The 16,176-nt window shown below is 72.9% G+C and carries 14 protein-coding genes; 4 read left to right on the top strand and 10 right to left on the bottom strand.

The annotated features are described in order from the left end of the window. Window positions 1-165 precede the first annotated feature (165 nt). Entirely contained in the window at window positions 166-1,926 is a 1,761-nt protein-coding gene (locus tag TBIS_RS04640; protein ID WP_013131188.1) for a DEAD/DEAH box helicase, read from the top strand. A gap of 156 nt (window positions 1,927-2,082) precedes the next feature. Here the strand turns inward: TBIS_RS04640 and TBIS_RS04635 are convergent, their stop codons facing one another. The 5 genes from TBIS_RS04635 to TBIS_RS04615 form a co-directional block, all read right to left on the bottom strand. Next, on the bottom strand, window positions 2,083-2,691 hold the full coding sequence (locus TBIS_RS04635) for a hypothetical protein (protein ID WP_013131187.1): 609 nt from the start codon (window positions 2,689-2,691) through the stop codon (window positions 2,083-2,085). Between the two features lie 176 nt (window positions 2,692-2,867). Then, window positions 2,868-3,563, bottom strand: coding sequence for a hypothetical protein (locus TBIS_RS04630; RefSeq protein ID WP_148231454.1), 696 nt, complete (start codon window positions 3,561-3,563; stop codon window positions 2,868-2,870). Between the two features lie 224 nt (window positions 3,564-3,787). Continuing rightward, window positions 3,788-4,756 (bottom strand): zinc metalloprotease, encoded by a 969-nt coding sequence (locus TBIS_RS04625; protein WP_013131185.1) that lies wholly within the window; start codon window positions 4,754-4,756, stop codon window positions 3,788-3,790. Between the two features lie 73 nt (window positions 4,757-4,829). Beyond that, window positions 4,830-5,081, bottom strand: coding sequence for a DUF3039 domain-containing protein (locus TBIS_RS04620; protein WP_086014795.1), 252 nt, complete (start codon window positions 5,079-5,081; stop codon window positions 4,830-4,832). Between the two features lie 73 nt (window positions 5,082-5,154). Next, on the bottom strand, window positions 5,155-6,723 hold the full coding sequence (locus tag TBIS_RS04615) for a DHA2 family efflux MFS transporter permease subunit (RefSeq protein WP_013131183.1): 1,569 nt from the start codon (window positions 6,721-6,723) through the stop codon (window positions 5,155-5,157). A gap of 497 nt (window positions 6,724-7,220) precedes the next feature. Between TBIS_RS04615 and TBIS_RS04610 the strand changes: the two genes are divergently transcribed. Further along, entirely contained in the window at window positions 7,221-8,603 is a 1,383-nt protein-coding gene (locus TBIS_RS04610; protein ID WP_013131182.1) for a cellulase family glycosylhydrolase, read from the top strand. Between the two features lie 370 nt (window positions 8,604-8,973). Here TBIS_RS04610 and TBIS_RS04605 read toward each other — a convergent pair whose 3' ends face one another. The 5 genes from TBIS_RS04605 to TBIS_RS04585 all read right to left on the bottom strand — a co-directional run bounded on the left by TBIS_RS04605 (window position 8,974) and on the right by TBIS_RS04585 (window position 13,500). Next, a complete protein-coding gene (locus tag TBIS_RS04605) occupies window positions 8,974-9,546 on the bottom strand; it encodes a YqgE/AlgH family protein (RefSeq protein WP_041431191.1) in 573 nt (190 codons plus the stop codon). 62 nt (window positions 9,547-9,608) lie between these two features. Beyond that, window positions 9,609-11,042: an NAD-dependent malic enzyme gene (locus TBIS_RS04600; RefSeq protein ID WP_013131180.1), complete on the bottom strand. Its 1,434-nt coding sequence runs from the start codon at window positions 11,040-11,042 to the stop codon at window positions 9,609-9,611. 163 nt (window positions 11,043-11,205) lie between these two features. After that, window positions 11,206-11,835 (bottom strand): cytidylate kinase-like family protein, encoded by a 630-nt coding sequence (locus tag TBIS_RS04595; RefSeq protein ID WP_013131179.1) that lies wholly within the window; start codon window positions 11,833-11,835, stop codon window positions 11,206-11,208. A gap of 34 nt (window positions 11,836-11,869) precedes the next feature. Beyond that, on the bottom strand, window positions 11,870-12,775 hold the full coding sequence (locus TBIS_RS04590; RefSeq protein ID WP_013131178.1) for a tetratricopeptide repeat protein: 906 nt from the start codon (window positions 12,773-12,775) through the stop codon (window positions 11,870-11,872). Window positions 12,776-12,954: 179 nt separating this feature from the next. Beyond that, window positions 12,955-13,500, bottom strand: coding sequence for a MarR family winged helix-turn-helix transcriptional regulator (locus tag TBIS_RS04585; protein ID WP_013131177.1), 546 nt, complete (start codon window positions 13,498-13,500; stop codon window positions 12,955-12,957). Window positions 13,501-13,842: 342 nt separating this feature from the next. Between TBIS_RS04585 and TBIS_RS04580 the strand changes: the two genes are divergently transcribed. Together TBIS_RS04580 and TBIS_RS04575 are read left to right on the top strand one after the other, a co-directional pair. Beyond that, a complete protein-coding gene (locus TBIS_RS04580) occupies window positions 13,843-15,306 on the top strand; it encodes a hypothetical protein (RefSeq protein WP_013131176.1) in 1,464 nt (487 codons plus the stop codon). 90 nt (window positions 15,307-15,396) lie between these two features. Further along, a complete protein-coding gene (locus TBIS_RS04575) occupies window positions 15,397-16,077 on the top strand; it encodes a DUF4230 domain-containing protein (protein ID WP_148231453.1) in 681 nt (226 codons plus the stop codon). Window positions 16,078-16,176 lie beyond the last annotated feature (99 nt).

Here is a 16,176-nt window from a genome sequence, read left to right as displayed (position 1 = left end):
GACGGCCGCCGCGGCCCGGCGGCCGACGGTGGCGCCGGGGCGGATCGGCCCGGTGAGATCAGCGTGCCCGGCGTGTCCTGTCGGCCGCCGGCGTTACGCTGAGGTCACTGTGAGGCAGCGAACCGGTAGAGACCGTGTGGTGGCGGCGAGCGGGGTGAGGCGCCGTTGAGCGTTTCGGCCGCCTCCAACCTCTCCCCCGCCTACCCGAACCGCGCCGCCTGGGGCACCGCACCCAAGCTCCGCGCCTGGCAGCAGGAGGCCTTCGACCTCTACTTCCGGCGGGACCCCAGGGACTTCCTGGCCGTGGCGACGCCCGGCGCGGGGAAGACCACCTTCGCGCTGCGGATCGCCACCGAGCTGCTGCACCGGCGGGCGGTCCAGGCGGTGACGATCGTCACGCCGACCGAGCACCTCAAACGGCAGTGGGCCGACGCCGCGGCGAAGGTCGGCATCCGGATCGACCCCGACTTCAAGAACAGCCAGGGCACCATCTCGCGCGACTACACCGGGGCCGCGGTCACCTACGCCCAGGTGGCCATGCACCCGGCGCTCCACCGCGCCCGCACCGTGGCGCGCAAGACCCTGGTGATCTTCGATGAGATCCACCACGCGGGCGACAGCAAGTCGTGGGGGGACGCCGTGCGGGAGGCGTTCGACCCCGCGGCCCGGCGGCTCGCGCTCACCGGCACCCCGTTCCGCTCCGACGACAACCCGATCCCGTTCGTCACCTACGTCGAGGACGGCGACGGGGCGCTGCGGAGCGTCGCCGACTACACCTACGGGTACGGCGCGGCCCTCGCCGACGGCGTGGTCCGGCCCGTCATCTTCCTCGCGTACGCCGGGGAGATGAAGTGGCGGACCCGGGCCGGCGACGAGGTGAGCGCCATGCTCGGCACCCCGCTCACCAAGGACCAGCTCGCCCAGGCGTGGCGGGCCGCCCTCGACCCGAAGGGCGACTGGATCCGCCAGGTGATCCACGCGGCCGACCGGCGGCTGACCGAGGTGCGGCGGAGCATTCCCGACGCGGGCGGCCTGGTGATCGCCTCGGATCAGGCGACGGCCCGCGCCTACGCCCGCCACATCCGGGCCATCACCGGCGAGAGCGCCGAGGTCGTGCTCTCCGACGACCCCGGCGCGTCCAAGAAGATCAAGGAGTTCGCCGCGTCGACCCGCCGGTGGCTGGTCGCGGTGCGCATGGTCTCCGAGGGCGTGGACATCCCCCGGCTCATCGTGGGGGTGTACGCCACGAGCACCTCGACCCCGCTGTTCTTCGCCCAGGCGGTCGGGCGCTTCGTCCGGGCCCGGCGGCGCGGCGAGATCGCGTCGATCTTCCTGCCCTCGGTCCCGGTCCTGCTCGGCCTCGCCGCCGAGCTGGAGGCCGAGCGCGACCACGTGCTCGGCCGGAGGCGGGGCGACGAGGGCGGGCTCGACGACCACCTGCTGGACCTGGCCCGGCAGGAGCGGCGGACGCCCGAGGCCGTCGGCGAGGAGCTCCCCCCGCAGACGCTCGAGACCTCCGCCACGTTCGACCGGGTGCTCTTCGACGGCGGCGAGTTCGGCACCGCCGCCGCGCCGGGCTCCCCCGAGGAGGAGGAGTTCCTCGGCCTCCCCGGGCTGCTCGAACCGCACCAGGTGGCGACGCTGCTCCGCAAGCGCCAGGCCGAGCAGCTGGCCGCGAAGCGGAAGGCGCAGGCGGAGCAGGCCGAGGCGAAGCCGGCGCTGCCCCCGCACGAGGAGCTGCGGGAGCTGCGCCGGGAGCTCAACAGCCTGGTCGGCGCGTGGAACCACCGGACCGGCGTGCCGCACGGCGTGATCCACGCGGAGCTCCGCCGGGCCTGCGGCGGGCCGCCGGTCGCCCAGGCGACCGCCGAGCAGCTCCGCAAGCGGATCGAGCTGATCCGGAGGTGGGCCACCCAGCGCCGGTGACGACGGCGGCCGCATCGGCCGGAGCCGCCGTCACGCGGCCGGAAGGGCCGTCCGCGCCCGGATCGGCCGAGGGCCGGGGACGCCCCTGGGCGGCCCCTCTAACCCATGGCGCCCGGCCGTGGGACGGCCGCGGGGCCGGAGCATCGGGGCGGTTCCTCAGCCGCGGCGTCCGGCCGGGCGGGGCATCCGGTAACCGGGGCCGCCGTTCACCGTGACGCGCACGGACTTGCGGCGCAGCTCGGGGGTGATCCGCAGGTTCAGCGAGGCGAGCCCGTCCACCAGGCGGACGGGAACGGACCGGACCTCCGCCCCTCGCACCGGTGGCGCGGCCTCCCGCTCGCCGGGCGCGCTCTCCCGCAGCCAGACCCGGAGCACCCGCCCGGTGCCCTTGAGGGCGACGGTGGCCGTGGGGCACTGCCGCTCGGCGGCGCGCCAGAAGACGAAGAGGTTCAGCGAGCCGCCGCGGCGGTTCATCCGCACCATCTCGGGCGTGGGCGTGCGGGGGGTGCACTCCGGTGGCGCGCCGGTGCCGGTCGGCGCCGCCGTGGCGGGGCCGGGGGCGCCGGTACGGCCGGCCACGACGGGCGCGGGCGGCTCCGGCGGCGTGCGGGAGTGGAAGCCGATGACCAGCGTTCCCGCCTGCAGCGCGGTGAGGGTGAGCGCCCCCATGGCGCGCCGCGGGCCGGACGCGCCCCGGCCGAAGATCAGCCAGACGCAGATCGGGGTGAGCACGAGCCAGCCGAGCGCCAGCAGCAGAACGAGCATCCGAGGTCCCCAGTATCACGTGGCGTCGTCGCTCTCCGTGATACCGCAACCACACCTCGTCACGGGCCGTTCTTGAACACCATCCGACCCGCGGTTTCCGATCTCATCGCCCTGCGGGCCGTCCGGCTCAGCGGGCTCCCTGCGTCCTCGGCGGGCGCCGTGCGTCGCGGCCTCGCTCAGTGGGCTCCGTACGTCGCGGCCTCGATCTCCGCCCGCGAGCGCGGGTCGTCGGGCTGGGCGACGCCGAGCAGGACCACGCTCCGGCCGTCCGGGCGGGTGAACAGGGTCACCCGCATGAACGCGGGCTCTCCCCCGCCGGCCCGGAGCGCACGGGTGTGCCCGGGCATCCCGCCGATCGTGACCGGCCGGTCGTCCACCACCTCGAGGTCATCGCCGAGGACGAGCAGCCGGGCGTAGACGTCGCACAGGTCGAGCAGCGCCGGCCGGAGCTGGGCCGGGTCGGCCCGCCCGGCCGGCCGGGCCATCACCAGCACGCTCCCGTCCCGGCCGGCCACCGAGGTGAAGCCGGCCACGGGCGCCGCCACCCCGGCCCGCCACCCGGGCGGCAGCGGGTAGCTCACCCCGGCGAACCAATCGGTGACCGTGTCCTGCGGCGGCGGCTCGGGCCGGCCGAGGGCGGCGATCACCAGGCCGGTGATCACCGCGGATGAGGCGGACACGGCGAGCGCGGCGACGAGGATGCGCACCAGCCAGCTCGGCCTGCCGCGGGGAGGCGAGGACGATGTGCCGCGCCGACCGGCCGGAGCGGACGGCTTCCTCGCGGGCCGCGTGGCCACCGTGGACGGCTGCTGCGCGGGGCGCGCCTCCTCCCCCTCCGGCGGCCACACCCGGCGCATCCACTGATCCTGCACGTCACCTCCGGGAGCATCCCTGCCGGGCGCGCGTGGCGGCGAACCGGCGTGCGAAGGACCGGGCGTGCGTCACCCGGGCGACGGCGGCACCGCACAATGCCGTGTCCCGGTGCGCGAACGCTGGTGAGGAGTTACTCACACCCGGGCCCCGGCGTCAACGGCGGACCGGGAAGTCACGGCCGGGGTGCTCCCCATCGGCCAGAGGGCGCGCCTCCGGGGCGGGATCAGGGTGCGATGGCGCGGTACTCCTGCCACATCCGGGCCATGCGCTCGGCCTGGCCGCGGGTGAACTCGCGCATGCAGGTGTCCTTGGAGTAGTCCATGAAGTTGTGGATCGGGTCGCTCCCCGGCCCCGGGCAGGTGTCCTTCCGGGCCGGGCAGCCCTTGGTCGGGTACGCCTCGGCGGGGGTGTCGTCGACCTCGTCGCCGGGCGGGTCGCACCCGTTCTCGAAGGTGTGGAGCAGGCCCATCCAGTGGCCGATCTCGTGGACCGCGGTGAAGCCGCGGCGGAAGTTGCGGAGCGGGCCGCCCGGCAGGCTGCGCCAGTCGATCATCACCCCGTCGAGCTCGGGCGCGCCCGCGTACCACTGCGGGTAGGTGCCGTAGCCGAGGATGAGCCGCTCCATCTGCACGATGTAGAGGTTGAGCGTCTCCGGGCCGCCCACCCGGAGCTTCCGTTTCATCTCCCGCTCGTGGCCGAAGGGGTCGCGGAACCACGCGCGGTTGGCCGTGTGGGTGATGCCCTTCAGCTCGAACCGGACGCCCGTGTCCACCCCGCCGAACTTGCCGCCGTAGGCGGCGTTGAGCGTGCGGACCTGCCGCTTGACCGCGCTGTCGGGGGCGCCGAGCGCGCCGTCCTTGATGACGTGCACCCAGAGCGGCACCCGGATCACCCCGCGCCGCTCCGGCGCGCCGGCCGGGCGGTGCCCGGCGCGCGCATGGCCGTCCGGGCGGGCCGGGACGCGGAGGAGCCCCCACGGGGTGTGCGGCCGGAGCGCGAGCCGGTACGCGCGGGCGCGCGGGTCGGCGCCGCACGGGACGCCGCCGGTGCGGGGCCGGCCGGGGTCACCGCTCGCGGCCGCGTGATCGCCCGTCGGGCGGGTGCCGCGGGCGGCCGTCGGCGTCCCGCTGAACGTGCAGATACAGGTGAGGAAGAGGCAGGCAAGGAAGACGGCGGAGGCGCGCCGGCGCATCGTGTCCCCCCGAAACGGCTGGTCAGAAGCCTGACGTTAGCCGTTCCGAGGGGTGAAGATCACGCAGCGACACTCACTCGCCGGACGGCTCGCCCTTGGGGAGCCCGTCGTAGATCTCCTTGCACTCCGGGCAGATCGGGTACTTCTTCGGGTCCCGGCTCGGCACCCACACCTTGCCGCAGAGCGCGCGGACCGGCGTGCCGGTCACATAGCTCTGGGTGATCTTGTTCTTGTCGGCGTAGTGCGCGAACCGCTCGTGGTCGCCGTCGCCGTGCGAGAGCCTGGGCCGTACTTCGCTCTCGGGAAGAATCTTCGTGCCGCTCACGGATAACGAGTCTATCCAGCGGCATCGAAGGACCGGCCCGTACGGCTTCCGCACGGCGCGGCGAGCGACCGGGTCAGCCGATCGCGGCGGGGGTGCCCTCCGGCTTGCGGCCCGCCTTCACGAACAGGGCGAGGAACGCGGACACCAGGGCGAGGCCCATGCTCATGGTGAACCCGAAGTGGAGCCCGTCCATGAAGGAGCGGTGGGCGGCCTGGGCGATGAGCTCCGCGCCCGGGCCGGAGAGGCCGGGGGGCGCCATGCCGACCGCGGCCAGCTCCTTGAGGGCATCGAGCTGCGCGGGCGGGATGGCGGACGCGGCCGGTCCGAGGTGCCCGGGCAGCGCGCTCGCCACCTTCGCGGAGACCGCGGCGCCCAGGACGGCCGTGCCGAGGGCCCCGCCGACCTGCATGGCCGAGTTCTGGAGCCCGCCGGCCACCCCGGTGAGCTCGAGCGGAGCGTTGCCGACGATGATCTCGGTCGCGCCGACGAAGACCGGGGAGAGGCCGAATGCGAGGAGGACGAACGGGATCGCGCTGTCGAGGAAGCCGGCCTCGAGGCCGAGCCGGGAGAGCAGGAACATCGCCACCGCGGTGATCAGCATCCCGCCCACGATGGTGAGCCTGGGGCCGAACCTGCCGATGGCCATGCCGGCCACGGGCGAGGCGACCATCATCCCGGCGCTCATCGGCAGCATGCGCAGCCCGGCCTCCATCGGCGACAGGCCGTGCACCCCCTGGAAGTAGAAGGTGAGGAAGAACATCGCCCCCACCATCGAGAACGACACCAGGATCATGAGCACGGTGCCGATGGACAGGGATGCGTTCCGGAAGAGGCCGAGCGGGACCAGCGGCTCACGCGCCCGCCCCTGCCAGAACAGGAAGGCGGCGCCGAACACCACTGCCCCGGCGAGGAAGCCGAGCGTCCGCGCGTCCCCCCAGCCCCACTCCGGCGCGTTGATGATCGCCCAGAGCAGCGCGGACATCGTGATCGACAGCAGGCCGACCCCGGGCCAGTCCACCCGGGAGAGCAGCTCCGCGCGGCTCTCCCGCAGCGCCAGGAACCCGAAGATCATGGTGATCGCGCCGACCGGGACGTTGATGAAGAAGACCGACTGCCAGCTCACGTTCTCCACGAGCAGCCCGCCGACGATGGGCCCGGCCGCGCTGGACAGGCCGAGGATGGCGCCCCAGGCCCCGAGGGCCTTGTTCAGCCGCTCCCCGGGGAAGGCCGCGCGGAGCAGCGCGAGCCCGGCGGGCTGGAGCAGCGCGCCGGACAGGCCCTGCAGGACGCGGAACGCGATCAGCGGCCCGATCGACGAGCTGAGCCCGATCGCCAGCGAGGCGAGCGTGAACCCGGCGACGCCGATGAGGAACATCCGCTTGTGGCCGAACAGGTCGCCGAGCTTGCCGGCGGTGATGAGGAACACCGCGAGCGCGAGCAGGTAGCCACTGGTGATCCACTGCAGGTCGGACAGGGTGGCGTGGAGCTCGGCGCCGATGACCGGGTTGGCGATCGCGACCACGGTCCCGTCGAGCATGACCATGATCGCGCCGAGGCCGACGGCGAGGAGCGTGAGCCCCGGGTGGTTGCCCCGGACGCCTTGCGCGGGCGCCTCGGTGCCGGCCAGAGCCGGTTGGGTCACGAAAAGATCCCCCCTTATAGCACAGAATCAACCGGGGCAACTTATGGCATTCGCCCGGCTTGTAGCAACTCGTTAATTCGGGAATTCGTGACCCCTTCGCCAATGGCCGATCCGGCATTAAGAAATATGATCAAGTGGTAAAATAAGGATCAGAATTCACACGGCGCACAGGAGTCGCGCCGCCGCGGGCCGGCATGAGCAACGGCGCGCGCCCTGCCCGATCACCGAGCACGGACCTTCGCGATCATCGGTGCCGGCCCGGAACCGCAACCCCATCGTCTCTCGGCCGGGCGGCCTCCTACCGGCGAGTATTCGAGGATCCTTGAACGTTTCATCCGGGATCACCCCGGGCCGGGCCGTACCTTCGCACGTCGCCGGGGCCGGCGGACCGGCGGTGGCCCCTCTCCCCTCGCCCGCGCCTGTCCCAGATGATCAGCCGCTCCTAGGGTGATGCGCGAGCGCTCCTCCGGTCGGCCCATTCCCCGGTGAGGTGGTCGATGAGAACACGGCTCGGCGTCGCCGTCGCGGCGCTGTTCGCGCTCGCGTGGTCATTGATCGTCTGGTCGCCGCCCGCCCAGGCCGCAGTGGGCCTCCGGGTCGGCGACGGCAAGATCTACGAGGCCAACGGCGCGGAGTTCATCATGCGGGGCACGAGCCACCCGCACGCCTGGTACCCGAACCAGACCGGCTCGTTCGCGGACATCAAATCGCTCGGCGCCAACACGGTCCGGGTGGTGCTGAGCGGCGGCCGCTGGACGCCGAACTCCCCGAGCGACGTGGCCAACGTCATCCGGCTCTGCAAGGAGAACCGGCTGATCTGCGTGCTGGAGAACCACGACACCACGGGGTACGGCGAGCAGAGCGGCGCCTACCCCCTCGACCAGGCGGTCGACTACTGGATCAGCCTGAAGAGCGTGCTCACCGGCGAGGAGAACTACATCGTCATCAACATCGGCAACGAGCCGTACGGGAACAACAACCCGTCGGCCTGGACCGCCGCGACGATCAACGCGATCCAGCGGATGCGCGACGCCGGCTTCCAGCACCTGCTCATGGTCGACGCGCCGAACTGGGGGCAGGACTGGGCGTTCGTCATGCGGGACAACGCCGCCACCGTGTTCGACAGCGACCCGCTGAAGAACACGGTCTTCTCGATCCACATGTACGGCGTGTTCGACACCGCGAACGAGATCACGAGCTACCTGCAGGCGTTCCAGTCCGCCCGCCTGCCGCTCGTCATCGGTGAGTTCGGGCACCTGCACTCCGACGGCGACCCGGACGAGGACACGATCATGGCCGAGGCGGAGGCCCGCGGCATCGGCTACATCGGCTGGTCGTGGAGCGGCAACGGCGGCGGCGTCGAGTACCTCGACCAGGTGGAGAACTTCGACCCGGCCCGGCTCACCCCGTGGGGGCAGCGGCTCTTCAACGGCCCCAACGGCATCAAGGCCACCGCGAAGGAGGCGACCGTCTACGGCGGCACGGCCAGCCCGCCGCCGAGCTCCCCGCCGGCCTCTCCCCCGGTCTCTCCCCCGGTCTCGCCTCCGGTGAGCCCCAGCCCGAGCCCGAGCGGGTCGAAGGGGTGCACCGCGAGCTACCGGATCGTGAACGAGTGGAACGGCGGCTTCCAGGGCGAGGTGACGGTCACCGCGGGCGACTCCGCGATCTCGGGCTGGACGGTGTCGTGGACCTTCCCCGACGGCCAGGCCGTGACCCAGGCGTGGAACGCCACGATCACCTCGAACGGCCCGTCGGTGACCGCGAAGAACATGAGCTACAACGGCGATCTCGGCCCGGGGGCCGGCACGACCTTCGGGTTCCTCGGGTCGTGGCAGGGCCAGAACCGCGTGCCGCCGGAGGTGATCTGCACGGCGAGCTGACCTGATCCCCGGTACGGCCGGGTGGCGCGCGGCGCGCCCGGCCGTACCGCGCTCTCACGGTGGTGATCCACCGGCCGCTGCGCGATCATCCGCCGGCCGAGCACCGCACCGCCGATCATGCAGAGGCAGGGAGCGCGAAGGAGCGTGGCCGTACCCGCCCTCGCGGTCGAGGTTTCCGGGCCGGTGCGCGATCGCCCGCCGGCCGAGCACCACACCGCCGATCATGCAGAGACAGGGAGCGCGAAGGAGCGTGGCCGTACCACAGCGGCGGCCGGCCCCGCGCCCACGCGGCGGCGGGCATACCCGAGCCGGGCCCGGCCCACGGCGCGGGCCGCCCGGTCCCGCGCCCGGTGCACTCGGCGCCGGCCGCCTAATTCAGCGTCGGGTCGTCGGGGAACGTCGAGACGAACGCGAGCTCGTTGCGCTGCCGGCGCAGCACCGCCCGCCACAGGTTCTCCGGGTCGGAGTTGAACGTGTCCCCGGGCTCGGAGTCCACGACGTACCAGGCGCCTTCCCGGATCTCGCTCTCGAGCTGACCGGCGGCCCACCCCGCATACCCGGCGAAGATCCGCATCTGGGTGATCTCGCCGGCGAGGATCTCGGGGGGCGCGTCGAGATCCACCGTGCCGAGACGGGTCGACGTCTTGCCCTGCAGCCTCCGCCAGCCCAGCGGCTCGTCGCCGCTCATCACGGCGGCGAGGGCGAGGGCGCTGTCCGTCTGCACCGGACCGCCCTGGAAGAGGACCGACGGGCCGGTCACCAGCGCGTCCCACGACGGCAGGACCTGGTGCACCGCGATCTCGCTGGGCCGGTTGAGAATCACGCCCAGGGTGCCGCCATCCTCATCGTGCTCCAGGATCAGCACGACACTACGCCGGAAGTTGGGGTCCTCGAGCAGTGGCGTCGCCACCAGCAACCGGCCGACGTAGATCGCTTCCGCCATACCTCCCATGATGGGGTAGGAATGCCCGATCGCGCACGTCCTCCACTATTTGGCGGGCCATATTACTCTCTATCACCCGTGCGGTACTCGGCGAGGTCGGTGGCGGGCAGCCCGCCCCGCGCCGTCTCCCGGACCGCGGTGGCGACCACGTGGGCCACGTCCGGGTGGAAGACGCTCGGGATGATGTAGTTGGGGCCCAGCTCGTCGTCGGTGACCACCGAGGCGAGCGCCCGCGCGGCCGCGAGCAGCATCTCCTCGGTCACCTCCTTCGCCTGCGCGTCGAGCAGCCCGCGGAACACGCCCGGGAAGGCGAGCACGTTGTTGATCTGGTTCGGGTAGTCCGAGCGGCCGGTCGCCACCACGGCCGCGTACTCCCGCGCCTCGTCCGGGGAGACCTCCGGCTCGGGGTTGGCGAGGGCGAACACGATCGCGTCGTCGGCCATCCGGGCGATGTCCTCGCCGGTGAGGATCCCCGGCGCAGACACCCCGATGAACACGTCGGCGCCCTCGAGCGCGCCCCGCAGGTCGCCGGTGTAGTTCCCGGAGTTGGTGTTCTCGGCGATCCACCGCAGCGAGTCGTCGAGGTCGTCACGCCCCTCGTGGATGGCGCCGCGGTAGTCGCACACGATCACGTCCTTGGCCCCGGCCGCGAGCAGCAGCCGCAGCACCGCCGAGCCGGCCGCGCCCGCCCCGGCCATGGCGATCCGGACGTGCGGCAGCTCCTTGCCGACCACCTTCAGCGCGTTGGTGAGGGCGGCGAGCACGCAGATCGCCGTGCCGTGCTGGTCGTCGTGGAAGACCGGGATGTCGAGCAGCTCCCGCAGCCGGCGCTCCACCTCGAAGCACCGCGGCGCCGAGATGTCCTCCAGGTTGATGCCGCCGAAGCCCGGCGAGATGAGCTGCACCGCCCGCACGATCTCGTCGACGTCCTGGGTGTCGAGGCAGATCGGCCAGGCGTCGATCCCGGCGAACCGTTTGAACAGCGCGGCCTTCCCCTCCATCACCGGGAGGGCCGCCGCCGGGCCGATGTTCCCCAGGCCCAGGACCGCGGAGCCGTCCGTGACCACGGCGACCGAGTTCCGCTTGATGGTGAGGCGCCGCGCGTCCTCCGGGTTCCGGGCGATCGCCATGGAGACCCGCGCCACGCCCGGCGTGTACGCCATGGAGAGCTCGTCCCGGTTCCGCAGCGGCACCTTCGAGTTCATCTCGATCTTGCCGCCGAGGTGCATGAGGAACGTCCGGTCGGAGACCTTGTGGATGGTCACGCCCTCGACGCGGCTCAGGCCGTCCACGATCTCCTGGACGTGGTCGGCGTCCCGGGCCGCGCAGGTGACGTCGATGCGGAGCTTCTCGTGTCCAGCGTTCGACACGTCGAGGGCGGTCACCACGCCACCCGCGTGCTCTACCGCGTGGGTGAGCTGGCTGACCGCCTTACCTCCCGCGGGCACCTCGAGACGGATGGTGATGGAGTACGAAACGCTGGGCACGGTGGCCACGTTCATCCGCTCCTTTGGGGTGCGTCCCCCGGCCGTCCTGTTCACAGACTGCTCAGAACCTCACGCAGCGGTCCTGCTTCGCACCCGGCTCAACGCTTCCGTGGGGGCACTTCCATGGTGCCATCTTCCACGCGGAAGTTCGGACCGAAAATCGCGATTCGGCTCAACCAAGAGCGTTCGCCGCGGTCAGGATCAGCTCGACGCAGATCGGCACCGGGATCACGGTGCTGTCCAGGATCATGTGGTAAAGCTGCGGGTCGGCAGGGTTCACCCGGTAGAACTGCCGCACGTACGCGGCGCGGGCCCGGTCGTTCGCCACGACGATCCGCCGTGCCTCGCGCTCCGGGATGCCGGAGAACGCGGCCGTCTGCAGCACCCGGCGGCGCAGCGGTCCGTCGAGGCGGACGTGGAGCGCACCGGGGTGGTCGGCGAGCACCACCGCGCCGGCCCGGCCGAGGAACACCCCGCCGCTCCGGCGCGCGGTCTCCCGCATCATGCGCTCGGTGCGCATGGTGAACTCTTCCGGCGACAGCGGGACGCCCGATAACATGCCGAGCTCCGCGGCGCCGAACGCCGCGTTCGGCAGCCGCAGCATGCCGACGAGGAGCCTGCCGAGCCCGCTCTCACCCCGGTCGTCGTAGGCGAGGGCCTCCTCCAGGCTCACCCCCAGCTCCTCGGCGACCGCGGACGGGATGGCGCGGTCCACGAACGGCACGCCGAGGCGCTCGGCCACCGCCGGGCCGATGACGCTGCCGCCGGTGCCGAACGTCGCGGAAATCGTCACGACCCGCACGCCGGGCTATATGCCCGTGCAACGCGGCGCGAGGCTAGAAGAGCGCGCTCGCCAGCGCGCGCCGGGCCTTGAGCACCAGCGGGTCGGAGACGGGGAACATCTCGAACAGGCCGAGCAGGTGCACCCGGGCCTTGTCCCGCTCCTCCCCCTTGGTCCGGCGGACGACCCCCACGAGCCGGTCGAAGGCCTGCTCCGCCTGGCCGTTCAGCATCTCCACGTCGGCCGCCTGGCACTGGAGCGCCACATCGGCCTCGTCCGCGGCGGCGCGCCGGAGCACGTCGGCCGTGTCGAGCCCGCGCACCCGGCGCATCAGGGCGACCCGGGCCAGCCCGGTCTTGGCGTCCTCGTTCCCGGGCTCCCGCTCCTTCAGCCGCGTGAACGCGGCCTCGGCGGTGTCGAGGTCGCCCTTGGCCAGCGCGGCCTCGGCCTCCGCCAGGTCGGGGTCGACCGGCGGCTGCGCGGGCGCGGCCCCACGGCCGACCTCGACGCCGAGCTGCTGGAACACCTGCTGCAGCGCCTGGCGGACCTGGGCCTCCGGCATCGGCCCTTCGAACAGCGGCATGATCTGACCTTGGAACGCCAGGAAGACGGTGGGGACGATCCGCATCCGCAGGGCCTGGGCGAGCTGGGGATCGCGCTCGACATCGACCCGGGCGAGGACCCACCCCCCGCCCGCCTCGCCGGCGAGCTTCTCCAGGGTCGCGCTGAACTGCTTGACCTGCTCGGCGCGGCTCACCGTGGCCTCGATCACGACGGGGGTGCCCATCGAGCGCTCCACCACGTCGACGCTGAAGGTGGCCGCCGTGACCTCGACGACGGTCGGCACCCTTCCGCTCTTCTCCTCGGCCTCGCGCCGCGCCTGGGCCTCCAGGGCCTGCTTGCGCGCGCCGAGGTCCACCGCGCCGTACAGCGATGCAGGTCGAGTGAACTCCGCTGCCATATCCCCAATCCTGCCGTAGTCCTCGGATTCGTTCGCGTCATCCGGCCATCCCGCCTCCGGCCGGCCGCGCCCCGGCCGCCCGGGGCGGTGGCGGTCCGCGCCGGGCGGTCCCCGGTCGCGCGGGCGGCCGCCTCACCCCGGCGGTACGGCCGCGCGGCACGCGGGCCGGGCCCGGCCGGTCACGGCCGAAAGTCGCCGGCGGCGATGCGGATGGTCCGCAGCAGGTCGAAGATCTGCTCCAGCTCACCCTCCTGGTACATCCCCATACCGAACTTCGCCGCCATCAGGTCGGCGGTGGCCCGCTGGACCACCTCACGGCCCGCCGGGGTGATCTCGGCGAGCACGCCCCGCCCGTCGCGCGGGTTGCGCATGCGGCGCACGAGACCGGCCCGCTCCAGGCGGTCGACGGTGTTGGTCACGCTCGTCGGGTGCACCATGAGCCGCTCGCCGATCTTCGACAGAGGGAGCGCACCGGTCCTGCTGAACGTGAGCAGCACGAGCGCCTCGTAACGGGCGAAGGTCAAATCGTACGGCTTGAGCAGCGTGTCCAGTTGCGCCAGCAGAATCTGATGAGCTCTCATGATCGACGTAACCGCGGCCATGGCGGAAGAGGGGCCGAACCTCGCTCGCCACGTCTCGGCGGCGCGCTCGATCGGGTCGAACGGCAGGTCGAGCGGCTTCGAGATGCCGGCGGGCAGGGAACCGGAGCTGGGCGGAACGGGCATAGCGCATACGCTAGCGCGCCGCCCGTGCGCCATCGGCCGGCGCACGCAACGTAACCGGATTCATTCCTTGTCCCCAGAACTCCTTCCGCCAGGGTCACGCTCCGTTATGGTTGCCACGTCGAAAGGTGAGGCGGCGGCAAACCCGCGGCTGCAGGGGGACCCGCGCTTGGTAGGGCATGCGCCCAGGGCGCGGGAAGAGCCGGCCGCGGATCGGCGCCCGGGGGATTTCGGCGCGGCCGCCGCTCACAGCAGACACGGGGGGATTGTTGATGGGCGGCATGCCTGTCCCGGTGCCTGTGCGCCGGATGTCGACATCGGCGTGGCCGGGGGCCGCGCCCTACTGTGGGTGACCACAGGGGCGTTTCACGCGAGGAGCTCAAGCACGGCGCGGTCGTCGCGCTGACCGTGCTGCTCGCCCTTGGGCTCGTTGCCGCGTGGAGCGTCCTCATTCCCGGTTTCGTCAACTGGGACGACATCGTCCTGGCCGTCATCGGGTCGCTCCGGCTGACCGGCCCCGTGGCGGCCGCCTTCGCCGCATGGGTCGCGGTGGGCAGACGCGCCGCCTGGCGCGGTCAGACCCCGACCCCATGGCGGGCGGTCAAGGCGCCGCTGGCGATCCTGGCGATCGTCATCGGCGCGTTCGGCGGTGCCGTGCTCGTGCTCGGCCTGCGGGTGATGGACGGCACCACCGGCCGCCTGCTGCCCGGCGGGCTGACGATGTGCGTCGCAGGGCTCGCCCTGTACGTGGTCGTCGGCTGGACGGTCGGCTGGCTGGTGCCGCTGGTGATCGCGCCCGCGATCGCCGGCGCCGGCACCTTCGCGCTGTTCAGCTGGCTCGCCACCGGCTGGACCTGGTCCGACCGGCTCACCCCGACCGCGCGCGAGCCGTACGACCTCTTCAAGGGGATCGACGAGGCGGCGCTCGCCGACCAGACGCTGTGGCTGCTCGGCCTGAGCGCGGCGCTGCTGCTGGGCTGGGTGGCCCTCGTCACCCGGAAGGTGCTCGCGGTCGCCGCCGCGGGGGTCGCGGTGCTCGCCGCGGGGGCCGGGGCGGCGCGGCTGGTCGCCGAACCCCGGACGATCACCGCGAGCGAGCGCATGGCCCACACCTGCCAGGAGTGGCCGATCACCGTGTGCGTGCACCCGGCGATGCGCGGCAGGCTCGCCGAGCTGGCCAGCGTGTTCACCACGCTCGCCGCCCGGCTGGCCGACACCCCGGCCGCGTTCCGCCGGGTCGAGCAGCGCCCGGTGAGCGAGCGCGGGGACACCCCTCCGGGCGTGGTGGTGATCCACGCCGACGAGCTCGGCCCGGGATACGCCGAGCGGACCGCGGACGAGTTCCTCAACCGGCTCATCCGGCCGTGCCGTGGGCGGGCCGCCGCGGGCTACCGGAACATCGTGGTCGCCTGGCTGCGCGACCGGCCGCTGCCCGCCGGCCCGCTGCCCGAGCACCGGTACGCGGCGGTGTGGTTCTCCCAGCTCACCGAGGCGCAGCGGCGCACCTGGCTCGGCATGTACTACTCCGACTTCGTCGCCTGCACCCTGCAGGCGAGGCACTTCGGCGGCGGGGCCCGGTCCGCCGACCCCTACCTGGCGGACCACCCGGCGCACCCGAGCCCGCCGCACACGCCCGCCTACCCGGTGGATCCGGCCCCGGGGTATCCGCCGAGCCGCCTCGGCTCGGGGTACCCGGGGGTCTACCCGACGGTCTCCCGTCACCTGCTCGTCCACCCCGGTGGCCCCGGCGCTCCCGGGGCCACCGGCCCCGCCGCGGGGAGCGAGCCCCGCGCGGTCACCCCGAGGTGAGCCTGCTCCCCATGATGAGACGTCCCCGAGTTCCCCGAGGTGAGATGTCCCCAAGGTGAGATCCGGCGATGATCGGGAAGATTGTTCGCCGTGGATCATCAGACCTCTGCCCCGGCGGCGCCGGCCCCCGCCACCCCGCGCCGGGGCCGCGCCGCACGCGTGCTGGCCGTGCTGCTCGCCGTCGCCGTCCTCCTCGCCGGCGGCGCGTGGCTCGCCTGGCGGTGGCTGAACCCCTTCGGCGAGCGGACCAGCGAGCGCGCCCAGCCGGTGGTGCTGCAGTCCGTGCGGGACCTGGGCCGGTTCGAGGCGGCGACCGGCGAGTTCCAGGTGGTGGTGGATCTCGAGAAGGACGCGCCGTTCCTGCCCGACTCGATCAAGGGCCGGCGGACGCTCTTCGTCGGCGTGGGGAGCGTGGACGCCTACGTCGACTTCTCCGCCCTCCCGGACGGCGCGATCACCGTCTCCCGGGACCGCTCCGCCGTGACCGTACGGCTGCCGCGCGCCCGGCTGGAGAAGCCCAACCTCGACAACGAGCGGTCGTACGTCTTCGCCGAGGAGCGCGGCCTCCTCGACCGGATCGGCGACCTGCTCTCCTCCTCCCCCAACGACCGGCGGGAGGTCTACCTGCTCGCGGAGCGGAAGATCGCGGAGGCCGCGGAGTCGGCCGGCCTGCGCGGCCGGGCCGAGCAGAACGCCAAGACCATGCTCGAGGGCGTGCTGCGCACCCTCGGCTTCACCAGGATCGAGATCGTCTTCGAGGACCCGGCGTAGCCGTGCGGGAGCGGGCCGGACGGTGCCGCGGCCCGTGAACCGGAGGGCCGCCCGTGGCGCAAAAGGCGTCCCGCCCGGCCCGGGCGCGCCGGGAACACC

The sequence above is a fragment of the Thermobispora bispora DSM 43833 genome, assembly GCF_000092645.1.
In the GTDB taxonomy this organism is placed as follows: Bacteria; Actinomycetota; Actinomycetes; order Streptosporangiales; family Streptosporangiaceae; genus Thermobispora; species Thermobispora bispora.
Note: the sequence above shows the minus strand (reverse complement) of the source record. Positions and strands in the feature narration are given on the sequence as shown.